This is a genomic window from Bacillus sp. ms-22, assembly GCF_009759805.1.
GTDB lineage: Bacteria > Bacillota > Bacilli > Bacillales > Bacillaceae > Bacillus > Bacillus xiamenensis.
In genome coordinates this window covers 3,292,178-3,311,950 of record NZ_CP046653.1, presented here as the reverse complement: position 1 = coordinate 3,311,950, position 19,773 = coordinate 3,292,178, and the positions used below count along the sequence as shown (strand labels likewise).

Sequence of the window (19,773 nt, the reverse complement as noted above, 5' to 3'; positions counted from 1 at the left end):
TATGATAAGAGAAACGAAGATAAAAGAGGTGGATGCATGCAGGAGATGAGCGCGTATTTTCATGAAATGAAAGGAACAGCTTATGAGGTAGGAAAGCAGCAGGCTGTCTGGCTTCAGGAGCATCCTTATCTCAAGAAACACTACCTTCAAACCGAACCTGTGGCAAAAGAGGCTGTGAATGAAACGAAGCAGCTGCTGCGCCCATATCTTCCTCAGTTAGAGGAAGAGCTCGCTGGATTTTGTGAGGAACTGCAAATCAATGAAAGTCATTTGACCTTTTTCTTTTCATCACATCTTCAGCCTGGATGTTCGCATTGTGTGAGGCAGGGAAACAAGACGGACAATCAACAAACAGTGATGCTGCGCAACTATGATTTTTCCCCGCTGTTTGATGATATGCGCCTTGTGTCTACACATGTGAAAGGTTTGGCGGTTCATACAGGATCATCATTAATCTTATTTGGCAGATCTGATGGAATGAATGAGCATGGTCTGTCTGTGACCTTTTCTGCATGCGGACCGCCTATTGGCAATGAACCAGGTTTAAAGCCACCAGCCGTTGCTGGCTTGCAAGTATATCACGTGATTCGAGCTGTTCTGGATTCCTGTGAAACGGTTGAGGAAGCCGCCAGCTTGATACAGGAAATGCCTGTCGCCTCAAATGTTCACCTCATGCTCGCCGATCGGCAAGGAGACGCGGCTGTGATCGAAATGATTGATGGGCAAAAGATGGTGAGAAAACCGGAGCATGGATATATTGCAGCAACGAATCATCCGGTAGCTGATCAAACGGCAAAAGGTTTAACCAAACATCACTCTGTTGTCAGATACAATCTGTTGATTCAGGCTTTGGAAGAAAAGCGATCAAGCGAGTCTCTTGCTAAATTGTTCCAGACGGAATATCCCGCTGGTCTGACTGTGCACAATTATGAAGAGCTGTTTGGGACGATGCGAACCGTCCTGTTCCGTCCGGAAGAAGGCACAATCGATTATTGCTTTGGCTCTTCCGTATACAATCCGACTTATTCTTTAAAAGCCGGGGGTTCACTGCCTTTTCAAGAACAAAAGGTTCAATTTCATCAAAAGGAGTATGGACCGTCATTTTGGAAAAACGTATGATGTGGAGAAGGTCTTTCATTTTGTCACAGACCGTTTGCCAAATTTAGAACAACTTCAGATTGCATCGTTTAGTGAAAGCGTTTTATATTAAATTGTGACAATAGACCTAGTAAGCAGAAGGAGGCATTTCATGTACATAACGGCACGAGAACAAAAAGTCATCAAATATATGATTCAGCAAAATCGTTATGTCACCATTCGTGAGATCGCCGATTCTGTTCAGGTGAGTACAAGAACCATTCATAGAGAACTTAAATCCATTAAACCGATTTTAAAAAGTTACAACCTATCACTTGATAAACAGCCGGGGAAGGGCCTGAAGGCAGTCGGTGAACAGGAAGACAAGCAGCGGCTTCTGGCTCACATTTCAAATGAAGATCAAATTGAATATAGTTCTGATGAACGGAAGCTCTTAATCCTGTGTGCACTGCTTGAAGCAAAGGAACCGGTGAAATTATATACACTTGCAGCCGACTTGCAGGTCACAAATGCGACCATCAGCTACGATTTAGATGAACTGACGGACTGGATTGCTCCGTATGGTTTACTGCTCATTCGAAAGCGCGGGTACGGCATTGAATTAAAAGGACCGGAGGAAGCAAAACGAAAAATTGTCGGCAATCTCATTGTCGACCGGCTCGACATTCAATTATTTTTAGAAACGATTGAAATGAATATTAAACATCGAACGAAAGCGACTGAAAAAGTGTTTGGAGTGGTCAGCAGGGGACAGCTGCTCAAGGTAGAAAGGCTACTCTTTCATTTGAAAAACCGACTGTCGCTCTCATTGTCTGATAGTGCTTATATTGCGCTCGTCGTTCACTTAACCTATGCCATCGAACGCATTCAAATCGGCGAAACCATTCGGATGGAAGAGGAAGAATTGCTTGAATTAAAGCGGACGAAGGAATTTGAATCCTCACTGCGAATCGCAAGAGCACTAGAACGCATGTTTAATGTCGAGATTCCTGAAGCAGAGGTCGGATATATGACCATCCATCTACGTAGTGCAAACCGAAGCTTTAAGGCAGAATATCGCATTGATGAGATTGAACTGGATATTGCGCTGAGAACGAAAAAACTCATCGATTTTATTTCTCATAAAACAGGCTACCATTTAAATGAAAATGATTCATTGTATGAGGGACTCGTGTCTCATCTTGAACCTGCCATGAACCGATTAAAGGAGAAGATGCGGATTTATAATCCGCTCAAACAACAAATTAAAAAAGACTACTTTTTGCTGTTCATGGCGATTGAAGAAGGGGTTGAGCGCTTCTTTCCCGAGATTGAATTTCCAGAAGATGAAATTGCCTTTATCGTGCTTCACTTTGGCTCGGTTCTTGAAATTAAAAAAGAAGAAACGAAGATTCATGCATTGGTCGTTTGCTCAAGCGGAATCGGTTCGTCCAAAATGCTCGCATCACGATTGAAAAAAGAATTGCCAGAGATCGCTAAATTCGATCTATCTTCCTTGATGGAACTAAAGGAAATCGACGCGGCGAGCTATGACATGATTGTATCAACGGTTCCGATCCCATATGAGCATATTGATTACATTATGGTCAGTCCGCTCTTAAACGAGGATGACGCCATGCGTGTCAAGTCTCATATTAAACGCAAGATTCCGTATATCATTGAGAAAAAAAGAGCGCAGGAATCTGTGAAAGAATCGGTGGAGGAACCAGTGGATATGATGGGGCTGGCAGAGCAGATAACGAATTATATGTCTGTCATTCGCAGCATCTTGTCCCATTTTACAATTGAAAAAAAGAACACGATGAATCAGCATGAGGAAACCATCCGAGAGCTGATGCGTCAGCTTGAAAGCCAAGGATATGTAGACCGTGCGGACGACGTGGCGGCCGGCTTACTTGAACGTGAACAGCAAGGAGGTCTAGGCATTCCGGGGACCGAGTTCGCTCTTTTTCACTTAAAGCATGAGTTCATCAAGAAGCCGATCTTTCATATCTATGATCTTGATGAGGCATACGAGATCAAAAGCATGGATGGCAAAGAGCAGTTCATGTCAAGAATGCTCATGATGCTCGCGCCGCTAGAGCTTGGCAAAGAAGGGTCTGAAATGTTTAGTCTGATCAGTTCATCCATCATCGAAAGCGAAGAAAGCACAGCGCTTTATGGACACGGAACAAAGGAAGACATTGAGCAGAAATTAAATCAGCTGTTCTACCAATTTGTCAAAGAGGCAAAATGGTAGGAAAAAGGCCGAGAGCTTATTCGCTTCTCGGCTTTTTTGCTGTGACACAGACAGCGAGGGTAGGACGAATTTCCTCGTACTCAATAGAAAATTGGTCAAATCCAGCAAACTCCAAATGATGCAGGATCTCTTCACCCATTTCTGTTGTCCGGCTGGCGCCCGCTCCCTTTTCTCTTGGCTGCATCACAATCACGATTTTCCCGTCAGGTTTCAAGGTATGATAAAGATTGAGTAATCCAGTCTTTGGGTCATCCCAAATCGTGTAATTGTTAACAGAAAGCACTTTGTCGTACTGCTCTGCCGACAAACGTGAGTTTTCAATTTTCCCGACATACAGCCGGATCTGTTCGTCTTTTAATCGTTTCTTAATGCGGGTCTTCGCCTGCTCCTGCATGGTGGAAGAGGCATCCAGTCCATCAATGTGAAGATCATCATAATGCCTTAGCATATGTTTGATACTGTAACCCGGGCCATAGCCAATTTCTAACAGGTGTTCCCCATCAGCAAGCTCTAAGTGACGGATCGCCCACTGATTCAATGCTTTATTTTCAGTTGCCATAATGAAGCCTGCAATGCTTCCAAGCCAGCCTTTTGGTCTGCTAAAGGTTTTTGAGAGAGTTGACAGCATATGAAAACGCTCCTTTTTGATGATCATGTAACCGAATTTTCCCATTTCGAAACATGACAACCTGTTTTTCAAAAACGCATCTGTACGGCATCGTGATGTTTGAAGAACAAGTGAAGTGGTAATGAAAGGATACATCCGCAAATCAAGGAGGAGCTTACACATGGATTTACGTGAATACTTAACAAACGGCATTCCGCGCCAAACACAGGATCGGCAGCCAGGCAGTGAAAGAGAAATGAATCCTGCGCCGATCTTTGAGGATGAGTCGTATCAAGGGTCTGGCAAGCTAAAAGGAAAAGTCGCACTGATTACAGGTGGAGACAGCGGAATTGGACGTGCCGTTTCTGTCGCATATGCCAAAGAAGGAGCACATGTCGCCATTGTGTACTTAAATGAACATGAGGATGCAGAGGACACGAAAAAGCGCATCGAGCAGGAAGGTGTCAAATGCTTAACGATTGCAGGAGATGTCGGGGACGAAGCCTTTTGCGAGGAAGCGGTAGAGAAAACGGTTGAAGCGTTTGGTCAATTAGATATTTTAGTGAATAATGCGGCTGAACAGCATCCGCAAGAACGGATTCAAGATATTTCTAGTGAACAGCTTCACCAAACGTTTAGAACAAACTTCTATTCTTATTTCTATTTGACGAAAAAGGCGATTGATTACTTAAAACCGGGAAGTTCGATCATTAATACAACATCTATCAACCCTTATCGAGGCAACGCAGTGCTGATTGATTATACAGCGACGAAAGGGGCCATCAACGGCTTTACTCGTTCTATGGCACAGTCGCTTGTGAAAGATGGGATTCGGGTGAACGGTGTGGCACCTGGTCCAATTTGGACACCGCTCATTCCATCTACATTTGATGAAGACAGTGTGGAAAGCTTTGGGGCTGAAACCCCAATGGGAAGACCTGGTCAGCCTGTAGAGCATGTCGGCTGCTATGTGCTGCTTGCTTCTGATGAATCGTCTTATATGACAGGGCAGACCCTTCACGTCAATGGTGGTTCCTTTATGAATACATGATCAATAGCACCGCCGCCCAGCTTTTGTTGGGCGGTGTTTTTAGTATTTCCTGCGATTTTTCTGCACAGATGTGACAGACCAGATGATAATCCCCACAACAGCTGCCGCAATGACAAGTGAAACCAAATGAAACATCGTTTCATGATGCATGCTCAACTTCCCCTTTCATTGATCCTGTTTTCTTTATCATCAGCTAGAAGATCTCTTTTTATGAAAAACACATTTCTTTGTTTAATGAATGGATTGTCGTGGAAACCTAACAGTACGGATGATATTTGAAGGAGTGAAGATACATGTCACAAGAAGAGTTAAAGCAAAAGGTACTGAACTTATTAGATGAGCAAAAGGTACTGAACTTATTAGATGAGCAAAAGGTCGGAACGCTGGCGACGGTTGAACAGGATCAGCCGCATACACGCTACATGACCTTTTTTCATGACGGGCTGACGCTATATACACCAACGAGCAAAGAAACACATAAAGCAGATGAGATTAAAAAAAACCCGAATGTTCATATTCTCATTGGATATACAGGCGAAGGATTTGGTGATACGTATGCTGAAATTGCAGGCACCGCTACATTAACAGATGACCGAGAATTGATTGACCGCCTTTGGTCAGAGGAAATGGAGAAATGGTTTAAAGGAAAAGATGATCCAAACTTAGTGATTCTGAAAATTGACCCAACCTCCATCCGTTATATGAATGAGGGAAGTCGTACACCAGCAGAATTATCACTTTAACACTTGCGTAAGCAGGGGGAATGTGTTATATTTTGATATTAAGTGTTGAAATAAGCAAATAAATAAAGAAAGTAAACTTTCTTTTTTCTATGACATAATGAGAAGCAATAGAGCTTCTACTTGATAAGAACGAGACGCTGTCAAAGCGAACAAACTTATTCTTTTCCTTCTGCTCCCGCCCCCCTATATAAGCGGAAGAATGGAAAAAAGACGTTTTGATTTACAATTCACACTGGCACGGCTTCGGAGCCGTAAGGACGAATGAGAGGTAGGGCTTTCGTTGTCTTGTTATCCAGAACTTCCATGGCGTTTACTTTCAAACGTAGGTTCACTCGGAACACATATGACACACTGATATGATCGAATCTTAATTCATACACTCCGTGACGGAGATTAAACATTGATTATTTATTTGCATGAAAAGAGTAAGGAAAAGGCTGCCATCTATTTGGCAGCCTTTTTAAGTTTTAAACAATAAAATACCTAAACCGATCATACCGAAAAAAGGTAGGGACAAGGCGGACACAATCCGCATAGCGTCCCCTTCAAAAGGATTCGACATTAAAAATAGAATGATAAACACACAGATAACAGCAGTGAATAGAGCATATTTCATGATCACTCACTGCTTCCTTTCTTCTGATACCGCCAAATCCGCCGAATGAAAAAGAACATCACCGCAAACAAAATAGAAAAGATGAACATGTCCAGCAGTGTCACGCCTCTATCTGGATGCACAACCCCAAACCAAACAAATTGCAAAATAAAAGAGACCGCAAAATAAAAGATGGATTCTTTCATGTTTTTCTCCTTTTTACTTGTTTTTTTGACCTTTTAACCACATCATCCAAATGAAGAAAGAACCAATCATACATGAGACCAAGGTGACGGGCGGCAATGTGTGCCAACGAGTCAGCCCCTTTACAAAAAACAGATAAAAAAAGAAAATGGTAATGGATACGAGCAGCCATTGTTTGAACCATCGTGGAACACGGAGCCAAGCAGCTAAAATGAAAGACGAAAGCTTATCCAATCAGAGAACTCCTTTTTTTGAATCTGATTGGATTTTATCGCAAACCATCAAATCTGTAAAATATGGATTTTGCGGTATGTAAAGGGGATTCTTCCAGCGTTTGAAACATTCTCGCTGAACTGACGTATAAGATAAGGGAACTTCATGAAAGGAAGCGGTCACGTGAAAAGAATACCAGTAATTTTCTTGAGATATATGGTCTTCTTTCTTCCAGCCATCATTCTCAGTGTCATGGTGTGGAATCATTACCAAGAGGATTTGACGGATGGGAAAATCAAAGAGAATGACGTCAAACGAATCTTCACATTTGATGAAGGAAAACGAGTGGTGAGTGCTGTATCAAAAGACCAGCAGCTTCATTACGCAATGTATGACACTCGTTCAGCAAAAAGAATCAAGGGATGGACCATATCAAGCGACCCATTTAACGAAATATGGCCATCCATTCAAGGAAACAACCTCTTACTTGCCTTCAAAAATAAAGATGAGCAGCTGATGATCGAGAAGCTGTCACCAAATGGCGAGAGAAAAGAGCTCGTTCAAAAGAGAGTACAGGTGCCATCATTTTTAAGTTCAAATACATATCAATGGAATGGAAGGCTCGTATTTACAGGAGAAACGGAAGGGGCAGAAGCGGTTATCGGTGAGCTGAAAAATGGTCAGTTTTACTTACACAAGCTCAATCAGCTAAAGCTGCCAGCAAGACCTGTTTCCGTTGATGCAGTCATGAATTCCTTTAAAGGGCAAACCCCTATTCCTATATTTGAAGTCACCTTGAAAAATGACAAGAAGGCGTATGTCAGCGGGATTTCTAATCAAAAACATCAGCTTGGGGTCTATGTATCCAAAGGGGATGAACCGTTTAGTCTCATTGATGATACAGTGGAACAGCAGCTGAAAAAAACGATTGGCTCATCCGAGGACTTTGCTGTCGCCGTAGAATCGGCATATCCAAAAAGAGCAAGGAAAGTAACAGCAGATGGAGGGATTGGAGAAGTCGTTCCAACACCAAAACCGATTTATCAAACGTACGTGTACCAGCTCAATGAGGAAGAAGTTCTCATTGCGGGCTCTACAGCAAAGGACGAGGCAAAAGGCAAACTGACGGGGTATATGTATAACCATCGTACGAATAAGGTGACGTCTGCCAGCAAGCTTTTGCAGTCGTTTTCATATGAATCTTTTCAAAGAGAAGGGCTCTCTTTCAATAAAAATGTGAAGAGCGATTGGCTCTATTATTCATTTGACAAGCAATTAACGGGTGCATTTGAGACGAAAAGCAAAGAGCTAAAGGAATTTCCTTTGCAAAAGGTCATCTCAATTGAAAACGCCAGTCCAGCCCACCAAACGTCTGTTGATACCTTTACGCAATATGTAATGAAGGGCGGACCGCTCATTCTTAACTGGGCGATATGGATCTTGATCCCGCTATTATTATTTGTGCTAGCGATCTTCCTGCCGCCAATTTTGAGACGGGTGAGAAAGAACAAGATTAAGGACAGTGTCACATTAGAAGCCAATATTGTGTCTGTTAAAGAAACTGGCACTTACATCAACGAACAGCCTGTTGTCAGCATGCGGCTTCAATTTGAATATGAAGGGCAGCGCATAGAAAAGACGGTTAAAACGGTTGTATCCTACACCCAGATACCGCAGCCAGGCCAGCGTATTGTCGTTCACTATGATCCGAAGAAGAAAAGGGCAATGCTCTTAAAAGAAGTTGACTTCTCGCAGCCAATTCAGCCAAAGTTCATCAAAGGCGCTGTTTTAAGAAAAATAGAATCTTATGGAACCGTAGGACGAGGCACCGTCTTATCACTCACATTTGAATTGGGTCAGAAAACGTATATCATTCCAATGATTCAAGCCGCTGGTTTTGAATTTACAACAGGAGAAAAAGCCGATCTCGTCGACATCAACGGCCAGCTCAAAATGGCAGCCTATGGTCATGAAGTGCGGAATCGATCGGGTAAAGATGTGACGTTAACAGGAACGATCCAGCGTGTGAAGCAATATCCAATTGCCATCCATGAACAAAAGCCTATTCAGCTTGATGTGATGGTTTCAAACGGAGATGAGTCCATCACAAAAACGGTCAGCCAGTTCATCCCTGATCATATGCAGATCACATCAGGAACTCAAATAACGATCCAAACAAAGAAAGAAGAGTTAGAGAGAGAAATGGATCTCTTGCAAGAGAAACAAGGAAGTGCAAAAGTAACCAATGTCTCCTTTGCTGGCGTGATCGGCAACCTGCCGTTAGCAATCATTCAAGTGGAGAGAAATGGCATGCTGTACGAGGTGAAGCAGCCAATTGATCCAATCACTAGCGTCTTGCCTGGTGATGAATTATGGGTGGCATATCACGACATGACGCGTCAAGCAGCCATTGTGAAATATGCATCAATATAAAAAAGCGTTCCTTTATCAGGACGCTTCAGCGTGAAGACTAAGGGCTAAAACGAATATCGTTTTAGCCCTTTTTGATTAAGCTTTTGTATCAAATTGACGAAGCACCTTATCGTAAGCGAAGTTACCGAAAGGAATAAAAGCCGCAAAAAAGCCAGCAATAGACCATTTCAAATGCCAGCGAACTTTAAAAGTCACATATGCCAAAACAAGCATATAGATCACAAACAATGCGCCATGAAGAGAGCCTACAATCGTGACTGCCATCGGAATATCCGCAAAATATTTTAGAGGCATGGCAATTAAAAGAAGGGTTAAAAGAGACATACCCTCAATAAAACCCGCCTGTCTCAGACGGCTAATACTTGTATGCATATACAAATCCTCCTGTATAAAAGCTAGTTTCTCATCTTCTAATATAAACGAAAGACCGCCTGGACATGCTGAAATCTACGAAAAATTCAAAATATGTTCAATGAATGCTTAAAAAATGGGAGAGTTGTTGTTGTGATGGATTTTAAAGAATAATTGATATCAATGAAACGAGCTATGGCATAAATACTATATTTTTGTTCTTTTTTCTTCACCTTCTATATTCTGAACATTAAAAAATAAAAATGGAATATTATTGTTTATATGATAAAATTTACATAAATTCAGAAAGGAGGTTGTTTGTTTGGAATGGAAAAGATGCCCTAGATGTAATAGTAATCGTGTGGGAAAGAGAGTAAGAAGTGCAGGTTGTGTTTCGGTAGTTCTCATGTTAGGTATTTCTTTTTATATCTCTTATCTGATAACAAGAATAGTGTTTATCCCTTTTATAAAAGAGACACTTGGAATTGTTTTGTTTGTCATCATATTTATTTACTTGTCTGGGTTCAGAGAAAGAATAGTTAGTTACTTGTACTGCAAAGATTGTGAGCTAAGCTTTAAGCCTCGAAAAACTTCAGCCCCCAAAACGCCTTTTTGAATACAGAGGTGTTTTTTGTATGGTTGGAAAACATATTATGGATTGAAAATTTGGCGGGTCGATGCTTAAGTGGCACTACAAGCTCTTATTTCGTGTGACTTTCTGAATGCGTTTCAGTATAGAGATGTTTCTATTTCAAGTGTTGTCTTTACACTAGTGTTTCAGCTCCATTTCTCATTTATGTTCAGCCATTAGAACCGGATCTCCACGTCTGCTATAATAAAAGGATGGATAGAAGAAAGAGATGTGAAATCTAGTGTCAAAAACAGTTGTATTAGCAGAGAAACCTTCAGTAGGACGTGACCTTGCACGTGTACTGAAGTGTCATAAAAAAGGAAATGGTTTCTTAGAAGGAGATCAATACATTGTCACGTGGGCGCTTGGTCATTTGGTTACACTTGCTGATCCAGAAGGCTATGGAAAGGAATTTCAATCTTGGCGTCTAGAGGATTTACCAATTATTCCAGAGCCGCTCAAGCTTGTCGTGATGAAAAAGACAGGTAAACAGTTCCAAGCGGTCAAAGCGCAGCTTGCGAGAAAAGATGTCAAAGACATTGTCATCGCAACAGATGCTGGACGTGAAGGGGAGCTTGTCGCAAGGTGGATTCTTGAAAAAGCGCATGTGAAAAAGCCACTGAAACGACTATGGATCTCATCTGTCACAGACAAAGCCATCCAAGAAGGATTCAAACGATTAAAAGACGGCAGAGAATATGACAACCTGTATCGCTCTGCGGTGGCTCGTGCAGAGGCAGACTGGATTGTAGGGATCAACGCAACAAGAGCGCTGACAACCAAGTTTAATGCACAGTTATCCTGCGGACGTGTGCAAACACCAACGATTGCCATGATCGCAAGGCGAGAGGAAGACATTCAGCAGTTCCAGCCGAAGCCGTTTTATGGAATGACTGCACAAGTAGATGGACTTACCTTGACGTGGCAGGATGCCAAAACAAAGCAAAACCGCACATTCCAAGAGAATGTCATAAAAGAGCGTTTGGCAGGCTGTAAAGGAAAACCAGCAGTGATCGATGCATTGAAAAAAACAGCGAAAAAAGCTTTTGCTCCAGGGCTGTACGACCTGACTGAATTGCAGCGTGATGCGCATAAACGCTACGGTTTTTCAGCGAAAGAAACACTGTCTACGCTTCAGCGTCTGTATGAGCAGCATAAGCTTGTGACATATCCGCGTACAGATTCAAGATTTATTTCAGCGGATATCGTTCCTACATTAAAAGATCGACTAAAAGGGATGAATGTCAGACCGTATGCACAGCATGTGAACCGTATTTTACAATCAGGTGTGAAAGCGCACAAAGGCTTCGTCAACGATGCAAAAGTGTCAGATCACCATGCGATCATTCCAACCGAGGAAGAGCTGTATCCTGGTGCATTAAGTGATAAAGAGCGTAAATTATATGATCTTATTGCCAAACGATTCCTTGCTGTACTTATGAATCCTTTTGAATACGAGGAAACAACGGTGATTGCCAAGATAGGCGATGAAACATTCACGGCAAAAGGAAAAACCGTGCAATCAGCCGGCTGGAAAGCTGTGTATGATGAATCCTATGAAGACGAGGAATCAGCCGAAGCAGATCAGCATCTGCCGGCACTGTCAGAAGGTCAATCTTTTGAAGTCAGAACGCTGAAAGAAACAAAAGGAGAAACGAAACCTCCTGCTCGTTTTAATGAAGCGACCCTGTTATCTGCGATGGAGAACCCGGCTGCCTTTATGCAGAATAAGGAAAAGGACTTAGTGAAAACCCTTGGTGAAACGGGCGGCTTGGGTACAGTGGCAACAAGAGCCGATATCATTGAGAAACTGTTTAATAGCTTCTTAATCGAGAAAAAGGGCAAAGACATCTTCATGACATCGAAAGGGAAGCAGTTGCTCTCTTTAGTACCTGAAGACTTAAAGTCACCTGCATTAACAGCGGAATGGGAACAAAAGCTTTCTAAGATTGCGAAAGGCCAATTGAAAGCTTCTCAATTCATGAGTGAAATGAAGTCATATGCAAAACAAGCCGTAGCTGAAATCAAACAGACGAACCAAACCTTTAAGCATGACAATATGACAGGCACTCATTGTCCTGATTGCGGAAAACTTATGTTGAAAGTGAACGGGAAAAACGGCACCATGCTTGTTTGTCAGGATAGAGAATGCGGACACCGCAAAAATGTGGCGAAGAAAACAAATGCACGCTGCCCGAACTGTCATAAAAAGCTTGAGCTGCGCGGAGAAGGCGATGGCAAAATCTTTGCTTGTGTGTGCGGCCATAGAGAAAAACTGTCTGTTTTCGAAAAACGCAAATCACAATCCAATCAAAAACGAGCCAGTAAGCACGATGTGTCTAAATATATGAAGAAGCAAAAGAAAGTGGAAGAACCAATCAATAACGCACTAGCAGAACAATTGAAGAAATTAAAATTAGATCAATAGTTGTGTAAAATCCCCCATGCGAAACCGCGTGGGGTTTTGAGTGTTTAGCATAAAATTTTTCTGTAAATAGGAATATGTATGCAAAAAGACTCGTAATTTGCTATAAAATATGTATTTAAATTAAAACAAAAACGCTCTATAATAAATCATTAGATGCTTAGAGAATGGGGAGTTGAAAGGGGGCAAGAATGGATATATCCATACATCGTAAGGCTATCATTATATTCATTGTCATTCTACTAGGTGGATGTACCTGGAAGCTGCAGCGAGAGCCAGCTCATCCAGAATCTGCACAACCAGTATTGCCAGGGGAATATTTTATCACGCACCATTTAATGACAAATCAAGGCATGATTCGCACCTCTTTTTCAAAGCAGCACATCTATTTATCTGAATCACTTGGACTTTGGATGGATTATCTTGTTCGAAAAAAAGACCAACCCTCTTTTGATCAGCAGCTAGACGTCCTGCACACTCAATTCTTACTGGATCATGATCTCCTTAGCTGGAAAATCGAATCCAATCAAACAAGTAAAGTCAATGCTTTAGTCGATGACTTACGTGTAGTGGCAGCACTTCAAAAGGCAGATCAATTGTGGCAGAATTCAGCGTATCAAACCACAGCAAAAGACATCGCACAAGCGTTAAAAGACAAAAACATGTTGAAAGGCATATTGACCGATTATTATGATGCATCGGCAAAGCAAACTTCACACACAATCACACTCTCATATATTGACCCAAAAGCCATCAAAGAATTGGTATCCCTCCAAATATTCACGAACCAAATGCTGAACAGCCAATTGGCCATTCTTCAAAACGCACCGAGACAAAAAGCATTCTTTCCGACATCCTATGACATAGAGAAAAAAGCCTACTCATTTAATCAAGAAATCAATTTGATAGACCAACTTTATACGGCGTTCTATGCCGAATACGCACAGGTTGATACCTCTGCGATCATGAAATGGTTGAAAACGAATTTCCAAGAAGAAGGAAAACTGTACGGACGATATGAGCTGAGCACATTGCAGCCAGCTGTGACGTATGAATCGCCTTCAGTCTATGCACTGGTCATCTTATATGCGCTCAAACAGAACGAGCAAGATTTTGCAAAAGATGTCTATCACCGAATGAAAGGATTACAAATTCAAGATCCTCTCAAGCCTTATTACGGAGGATACATGAACGAAAAAGACACACACTCATTTGATAATTTATTGCCTCTAATTGCAGAAAGGGAGCTTCTAAATGAATCGGTTATTCAGTGATACCTATCGCACGTATTATACTCTGCTCCTCACGTTTGCAGGACTCATCTTATTTATGGGCTACTTAAATGTACATGATGCGGAGAGCTTCATGATCATTGCACTGACATTCGTCGTGTTAGGAAGTGGCATTTTATTTGGTATTTTACCAGCATTGGTTTTTACCTTGCTTATTTTGTTCTTTATAGGAAGCGGGATGTTCTTTACAGAGCTTGGTCACACGAACCCACTCTTTTCTAATCAAACATTGCAAGATGTCGTGATATGGGGTGTGGCACTCCTCTTTTTCGCCATGTCGGCAGGAACCTTAAATGAGCGTATCAAAACGATGCGGCACACCATCGAACAACAAAAACAGGCCATCAAACAATTTGTGGCGATTGATTCGACAACAGGATTTGACAATGCCGAGCGGATGAGGCTGGAATTATCCGAGGAAATGAAACGGGCAGAACGATACAAACAGCCATTTGTCTTTGTCCTTCTTCATATGCACTACGCAGCGGAATTCAAATCCTTATATGGAGAAAAAGAAATGCAACATCTTTTTCAACAATTGAGTATGAAGATTCGCGAGAGTGTGAGAGAAACAGATAAGAAATTTCGATTAACCGAAGAACGAATAGGCCTGCTGCTCACCCACACACCTGAAGAAAACGTCTCTGTCGTCCTTGAAAAGCTAAAAGATAAACTGCAAACGCATGTCTTACTAAATGGGCGTGAAGTGACCTTAACATTTCATGTCTGTCATTTAACAAGCAGCTCGGACTATCGTACACCAGAGCAATTTTTAGAAGAACTAGAAAACGAGATGATGATGAATGAACTTTAAATGTTTGATGAAAGGCTGTTTGTTAATCGCTCTTTTTTCTTTGCTTTCGGTCAAAGACATTGCCTCAGCCGATGCTCTTAAGAAACAACCTAGCACCCTCATCATCTATTCAACACAATCAGGTGAGGCAACGCCAGCTGTTCAGTTGCTTGATGTACTTGTGGGGCATTTTTCCGAACGAACGATGGTCATACCCGATGAACAATTGTCGCAAAAGAAGATGAATGAATTTCAACACGTCATCTATATGGGGGAAGTCAAGAGAACCCTGCCAAAACAAACCATTCATATCATGAACGAATCAAAACATCTCATGGCAATTGGATACAATGCGGAACAGCTTCGCCCATTCTCCAAGCTTACTTTTCACAAACAAGATCATACCAGTCAAATCAAAGGTGTTGATGATCAGACATATCGTCACCTTGACAGAGGAATCACAGCTCTGACGGTTCAAGGAGCAGCTCTGCAAAGTGAATTTTATTTGAAGAAAAATCAAGCAGATTTGCCATTTGTAATTCAAACAAAAGAAGGTGCGGCATATATCGGCATCTTAGATATCCTTCAGCATAACAAGCTTCTTGCAGAGGTGCTTGAAAGTCTCCTTCAGGCTTCTGATCAAATGACGACGAAGTACTTACAGCTGGGGAGCATCAGTCCAGTCACTGATGAGAAAAAGCTGCTGGAACTTGGACAATACGTGTCCGAACGGCATATTCCTTTTCTCATCTCGGTGACTCCTGTATGGATTGATCCGGCTACAGGTGATGAAGTGACACTGAATGATCGCCCTCAGCTTGTGCAGGTGTTAAAACAATTGCAAAGCAGTGGAGCCAGCGTGATTCTTCATGGGTTTAGCCGTACGTATCGAACAGAGGAATCCGGTCAGGGCTTTGAGTTTTGGGATGCAAAGTACGATCAGCCTATTACTTCAAATGTGCCGCAGAAAGCCGAGAAGAAGCTGAGTAAAAGCCATTTTCCGAATGAGAAAGACTACAAGACTTATATCAAATCCAATCAGCAACAAGACATCATTTATACAACCGAGAAACTCACAAAGGGTATTGAGCTTCTAACGCAGCAAGGACTATATCCGCTTGCATTTGAAGTGCCGAATGATGCCATATCTCAACAAGGCTATGAAGTGATTTCCCGGCATGTGTCAAGTCTATTTGGACAGGTGCAGCTTTCCGACCATACATGGAAAACAAAAGGTGCACCGCCATTTTTGACGACACCATCCATGCTCCATGGCATGACCTTATATCCTGAACAGCTTGTAGAGACAGCAACTGACCAAGAAGATTCAAGCGTAATGACTGAGCAGACGATTCAATCCATGCAGCATCTCCAATCCGCCGCCATTGGGCTGTCCTATGAGGTGGAGGCGGGGATAGATGGACTGCAGGATTTGGTCACACAGATGGATGCAATCCCTTCTAGTCAATGGCTGGATTTAAAGAAAACAAAACAGACGGTTCAAACCGCCCATGTACAGATCAACACATCAGGGAATGGACATATTCAAGTAGAGCAATCCAATATAGCTGAAACAAAAACAGTCAAACGAAGCGGCATGGAAAATATGCTGCGAATACTCACAATGGTGGTGCTGTTCTTTATTGTGGCATTTGCTTTTTACACATTGTATTTAAGGCTGACAATGAAAAAACGTATTTTTAAGGAGAGAAAATCAGGTGGCTGATATCTTATTTTATTTATCATTAATACTGATTTGGGTCATGCTCCTATACCATATGTTCCTAATGCAGGGAGGCTTTCAGCATTATCTCACTTACGAAAAAGTGCTACCTGCATGGATAAAACAAGGGAAAGAGCTGCCGGTCGTCAGCATTCTCATTCCAGCTCATAATGAAGAGGTGGTCATTCGGCAAACGCTAAAAGCTATGGTCCAGCTATCCTATCCAAAACATCTCCTTGAAATCATTGTGATTAATGACAATTCCTCTGATCGCACAGGAGAGATTGTGCAAACATTCAGTGAGCAATATGAGCATATCCAAATGATTGAAACAAAGCCGCCATTTGCTGGAAAGGGGAAATCCACTGCCCTAAATGAAGGATTGAAGGCTTCGACTGGAGAGGTGATTTGCGTATACGATGCAGATAACATGCCAGAAAAAAAAGCCGTCTATCATTTAGTTCTTGGATTATTGAATGATCCAAAAGTGGCCGCGGTTGTCGGGAAATTCAGGGTGATCAATGCAGCCAAAAACCTTCTCACCAAATTCATTAATATAGAGACCATCTGCTTCCAGTGGATGGCGCAAGGCGGAAGGTGGAAGTGGTTTGGCATTACGACAATACCAGGCACAAACTTCGCGATCCGCCGGCACATCTTAGAAGAGCTTGGCGGCTGGGATGTGCATGCTCTGGCTGAGGACACCGAATTAACGATCCGTGTATATAACCTTGGATATGTCATTCGATTCTTCCCTGCTGCGATCACGTGGGAACAAGAGCCAGAGACATGGAAGGTCTGGTGGCGGCAGCGAACACGCTGGGCTAGAGGCAATCAATATGTAGTGCTTAAATTTTTAAAGCAATGGATGAAGCTTAAACGAAAACGAATGATTTTCGATTTGTTTTACTTTTTCTTTACGTATTTCTTGTTTTTCTTTGGCGTATTGCTCTCCAATGGCATATTTATCGTAAATATATTTGTCGATCTTCACCTATCTATTGGGACTGTGGCACTGATTCTATGGGGATTGGCCTTCTTCCTCTTTCTAACAGAAGTAATGATGACATTGAGTATTGAGAAAACAGAGCTGACCAAACAAAACATTCTCATTGTGGTTCTCATGTACTTCACCTATTCTCAAGTGTGGATTGCGCTTGTCGTGTACTCCTTATATGCAGAAGCAAAGAGCCGATTATTGAAACAAGAAGTGAAATGGTACAAAACCGAGCGTTACAATCAACAACAAAAGAAAAGCGGGTGACAAATTGAAATCGGTAAAATGGATGATTTTTATATGGGCATTATCCCTTGCGATCCAGCCTTTTTTCATGGCAGGTCAAGCGGTAGCGCAATCAAATCGAGTACAAGTGAAAGATGATTGGATTCGCTCCTCAACAGAAAATAAAACAGAAACGCAGCACCTATCAGAAGATGTAGTGATGCTATACGGACAAGAAGGCCACACTGAATTTTCCTATCAAATAGATAAGGAAAAAGTCGAATCAAGCACATTGACGTTAAATATAGAGGCCTCACCATTACTCATCTCACCATCCTCATTGACTGTCATGGTTGATGGAGAGATTGAAAAAACGATCCCTGTATCAGGGGAAAACCAAAAGAAGTCGATTCAAATCAAATTGAACAACGCACAATTGAAAAAAGGATCTCATCGAATTCAGCTCGCTTTTTATGGTGTCTTAAAAGAAGGTCTTTGTATCAACCAAGAGACACCTGCCAATTGGCTAAAAGTATATCCTGAAAGTGAGCTTACATTCAAAGGAATTCAAACGAAAGACCTCACATTAGACAGCTTCCCATTCCCTTTCATTCAAACAGGTGATCAGCAAGAGCAAACTGATATTGTGCTTCCCAATTCACCGGGTGCAGCCGAATTAGAAGCAGCCATCAAACTATACCGTACGTTGAAAAACAAAAATAGCCAAAGAGACATCAAGCTCATCCAGGAAAAGGACATCAAGCAAGTGGCTCACCCAACGATTGCTGTAGGAGCAAAAGGAAGCTGGGATGGACGGATGAAATCAATTGAACAAGCTGCGGGAATAAAAACAGAAAGCAATCATCTCACGTTAGCGGTGAGAACCCTGACAGCAAAGAAGAAAGAACAGCCTATCTTATTTATAACAGCTGAAAAGCCTGCGACAATTGCTGAAAAAATCAATGTTCTAACTCAGCCAGAATTGACAGGTCAACTCACTGGCACAGACCTGCTTCTTCAAAAGGTGACAGCTAAAATGTCTAAGCCATCTCACCATATTCGTTTAAAAGATTTTGGTGGAAATGATCTCACCGTTGGAACCAAAAAGCCAGCATCTGATCATTACTATTATCCGAAGGCATTGATTGCCAACCAAAAATCAGGCGCAAAGCTCAATCTATCATTTAAAAAATCTGTTGCGTCAAGCAAAGCAGAGCGGTTAACTGTTATGATCAATGACGAACCACATGATGTACCATTAACAAAACTAGGAAACAAAGATGCGGATGGATTCTATCATGTCTCTATTCCAGTTGATTCACAGGTGCTCCAAAAAAACGAATATATTGATTTGCAATTTGTCACAAGTGGTTTTAAAAACATGGAATCATGCAGACACACAGATGAAGAAGGCTGGATATTCATTGACAAGAGCAGTTCTCTTCAAATTCCAGAAGGAACATCTAGTGATACGCCGGATTTAGCCGCATGGCCGCTTCCTTTCACTTCAAAAGCACAGCAGGGAAAAACATTGATCATCATACCAGATCAAATCAAGCGTGAAACAATCAATCAAATGGCCATGCTCACGGAATCATTTAGTCAGCCAGAAGCTGCTCAATCTCACCTGATCAAAGCATCCAATGTCACAAATAAACAACTGGAAAATCACTCTCTTATTTTCTTCGGAGGCATTCAAACGTTCACCCTTTTAAAAGAAAAAGCAGACGATCTGATCGTTCCAACAAATAAGGATCAATATGATGTATCCACCTTTGGCATGATCAACGAAACAACTGCCCGAATTGTATGGACACAGCCATCGGTTTGGAATAAAGAACAAACCATGACAGTCTTTTCAGGAATGAATGCAGCTGAAGCTGATGTGTCAAATGAAGTGATCCATTTCCTTCAAACAAATACGGAAACCGCAACAGTTGCAATAGAGAGTAAAAACAAAGACATGTTCTCTAATCATCAAACGGTCAGCAGCACATCGAGCGATCTGAAAACTGGTGAAAAACAAAGTAGCAGCGAGTCTTGGATCTACTTTGCATGTATAGCTGCACTCATCCTATTTGTGCTTGTGATGATGGTCTATTTTGTACGAAAAAACCGTAAAAAGACTGAGTTTTAAACGATCAAAAGACCTT

15 protein-coding genes are annotated in these 19,773 nt (G+C 41.9%); 11 read left to right on the top strand and 4 right to left on the bottom strand.

What is annotated here, in order from left to right:
• Positions 1-36 precede the first annotated feature (36 nt).
• Together GPA07_RS17230 and GPA07_RS17225 are read left to right on the top strand one after the other, a co-directional pair.
• Positions 37-1,119, top strand: coding sequence for a C45 family autoproteolytic acyltransferase/hydrolase (locus tag GPA07_RS17230; RefSeq protein WP_071168068.1), 1,083 nt, complete (start codon positions 37-39; stop codon positions 1,117-1,119).
• A 130-nt stretch (positions 1,120-1,249) separates the two neighbouring features.
• On the top strand, positions 1,250-3,337 hold the full coding sequence (locus GPA07_RS17225) for a BglG family transcription antiterminator (protein WP_157293046.1): 2,088 nt from the start codon (positions 1,250-1,252) through the stop codon (positions 3,335-3,337).
• 16 nt (positions 3,338-3,353) lie between these two features.
• On the opposite strand, the gene GPA07_RS17220 is transcribed toward GPA07_RS17225, so the two are convergent.
• Positions 3,354-3,965 (bottom strand): class I SAM-dependent methyltransferase, encoded by a 612-nt coding sequence (locus tag GPA07_RS17220; RefSeq protein WP_157293045.1) that lies wholly within the window; start codon positions 3,963-3,965, stop codon positions 3,354-3,356.
• Positions 3,966-4,125: 160 nt separating this feature from the next.
• Here GPA07_RS17220 and GPA07_RS17215 point away from each other — a divergent pair, with 160 nt between their 5' ends.
• Positions 4,126-4,995, top strand: coding sequence for an SDR family oxidoreductase (locus GPA07_RS17215; protein ID WP_157293044.1), 870 nt, complete (start codon positions 4,126-4,128; stop codon positions 4,993-4,995).
• 293 nt (positions 4,996-5,288) lie between these two features.
• Positions 5,289-5,738 carry a pyridoxamine 5'-phosphate oxidase family protein gene (locus GPA07_RS17210; protein WP_157293043.1) on the top strand — a complete coding sequence of 150 codons (450 nt, stop codon included), beginning with the start codon at positions 5,289-5,291 and terminating at the stop codon, positions 5,736-5,738.
• 618 nt (positions 5,739-6,356) lie between these two features.
• Here GPA07_RS17210 and GPA07_RS17205 read toward each other — a convergent pair.
• Together GPA07_RS17205 and GPA07_RS17200 are read right to left on the bottom strand one after the other, a co-directional pair.
• A complete protein-coding gene (locus tag GPA07_RS17205) occupies positions 6,357-6,539 on the bottom strand; it encodes a FeoB-associated Cys-rich membrane protein (RefSeq protein ID WP_008357110.1) in 183 nt (60 codons plus the stop codon).
• A 13-nt stretch (positions 6,540-6,552) separates the two neighbouring features.
• On the bottom strand, positions 6,553-6,771 hold the full coding sequence (locus tag GPA07_RS17200; RefSeq protein WP_008357112.1) for a hypothetical protein: 219 nt from the start codon (positions 6,769-6,771) through the stop codon (positions 6,553-6,555).
• Between the two features lie 162 nt (positions 6,772-6,933).
• Here GPA07_RS17200 and GPA07_RS17195 point away from each other — a divergent pair, with 162 nt between their 5' ends.
• Complete coding sequence (locus GPA07_RS17195; RefSeq protein WP_232532072.1) at positions 6,934-9,183, top strand: hypothetical protein; 2,250 nt, start codon at positions 6,934-6,936, stop codon at positions 9,181-9,183.
• 75 nt (positions 9,184-9,258) lie between these two features.
• Here GPA07_RS17195 and GPA07_RS17190 read toward each other — a convergent pair whose 3' ends face one another.
• Positions 9,259-9,555, bottom strand: coding sequence for a DUF3817 domain-containing protein (locus GPA07_RS17190; protein ID WP_008357116.1), 297 nt, complete (start codon positions 9,553-9,555; stop codon positions 9,259-9,261).
• A gap of 851 nt (positions 9,556-10,406) precedes the next feature.
• On the opposite strand from GPA07_RS17190, the gene topB reads away from it, so the two are divergent.
• From topB to GPA07_RS17160, 6 genes are all read left to right on the top strand, one after another.
• Positions 10,407-12,593 (top strand): DNA topoisomerase III, encoded by a 2,187-nt coding sequence (topB, locus tag GPA07_RS17185; protein ID WP_157293041.1) that lies wholly within the window; start codon positions 10,407-10,409, stop codon positions 12,591-12,593.
• A 188-nt stretch (positions 12,594-12,781) separates the two neighbouring features.
• Positions 12,782-13,864, top strand: a complete 1,083-nt coding sequence (locus GPA07_RS17180) for a glycosyl hydrolase family 8 (protein WP_157293040.1) — start codon at positions 12,782-12,784, stop codon at positions 13,862-13,864.
• A complete protein-coding gene (locus GPA07_RS17175) occupies positions 13,845-14,696 on the top strand; it encodes a GGDEF domain-containing protein (RefSeq protein WP_157293039.1) in 852 nt (283 codons plus the stop codon). Before GPA07_RS17180 ends, GPA07_RS17175 begins: the two co-directional genes overlap by 20 nt.
• Complete coding sequence (locus tag GPA07_RS17170; protein WP_157293038.1) at positions 14,686-16,401, top strand: DUF2334 domain-containing protein; 1,716 nt, start codon at positions 14,686-14,688, stop codon at positions 16,399-16,401. The genes GPA07_RS17175 and GPA07_RS17170 overlap by 11 nt, the downstream gene beginning before the upstream one ends.
• A gap of 37 nt (positions 16,402-16,438) precedes the next feature.
• Positions 16,439-17,662, top strand: a complete 1,224-nt coding sequence (locus GPA07_RS17165; protein ID WP_442859337.1) for a glycosyltransferase family 2 protein — start codon at positions 16,439-16,441, stop codon at positions 17,660-17,662.
• Positions 17,663-17,666: 4 nt separating this feature from the next.
• Complete coding sequence (locus GPA07_RS17160) at positions 17,667-19,757, top strand: cellulose biosynthesis cyclic di-GMP-binding regulatory protein BcsB (RefSeq protein ID WP_157293036.1); 2,091 nt, start codon at positions 17,667-17,669, stop codon at positions 19,755-19,757.
• Positions 19,758-19,773: the final 16 nt, after the last annotated feature.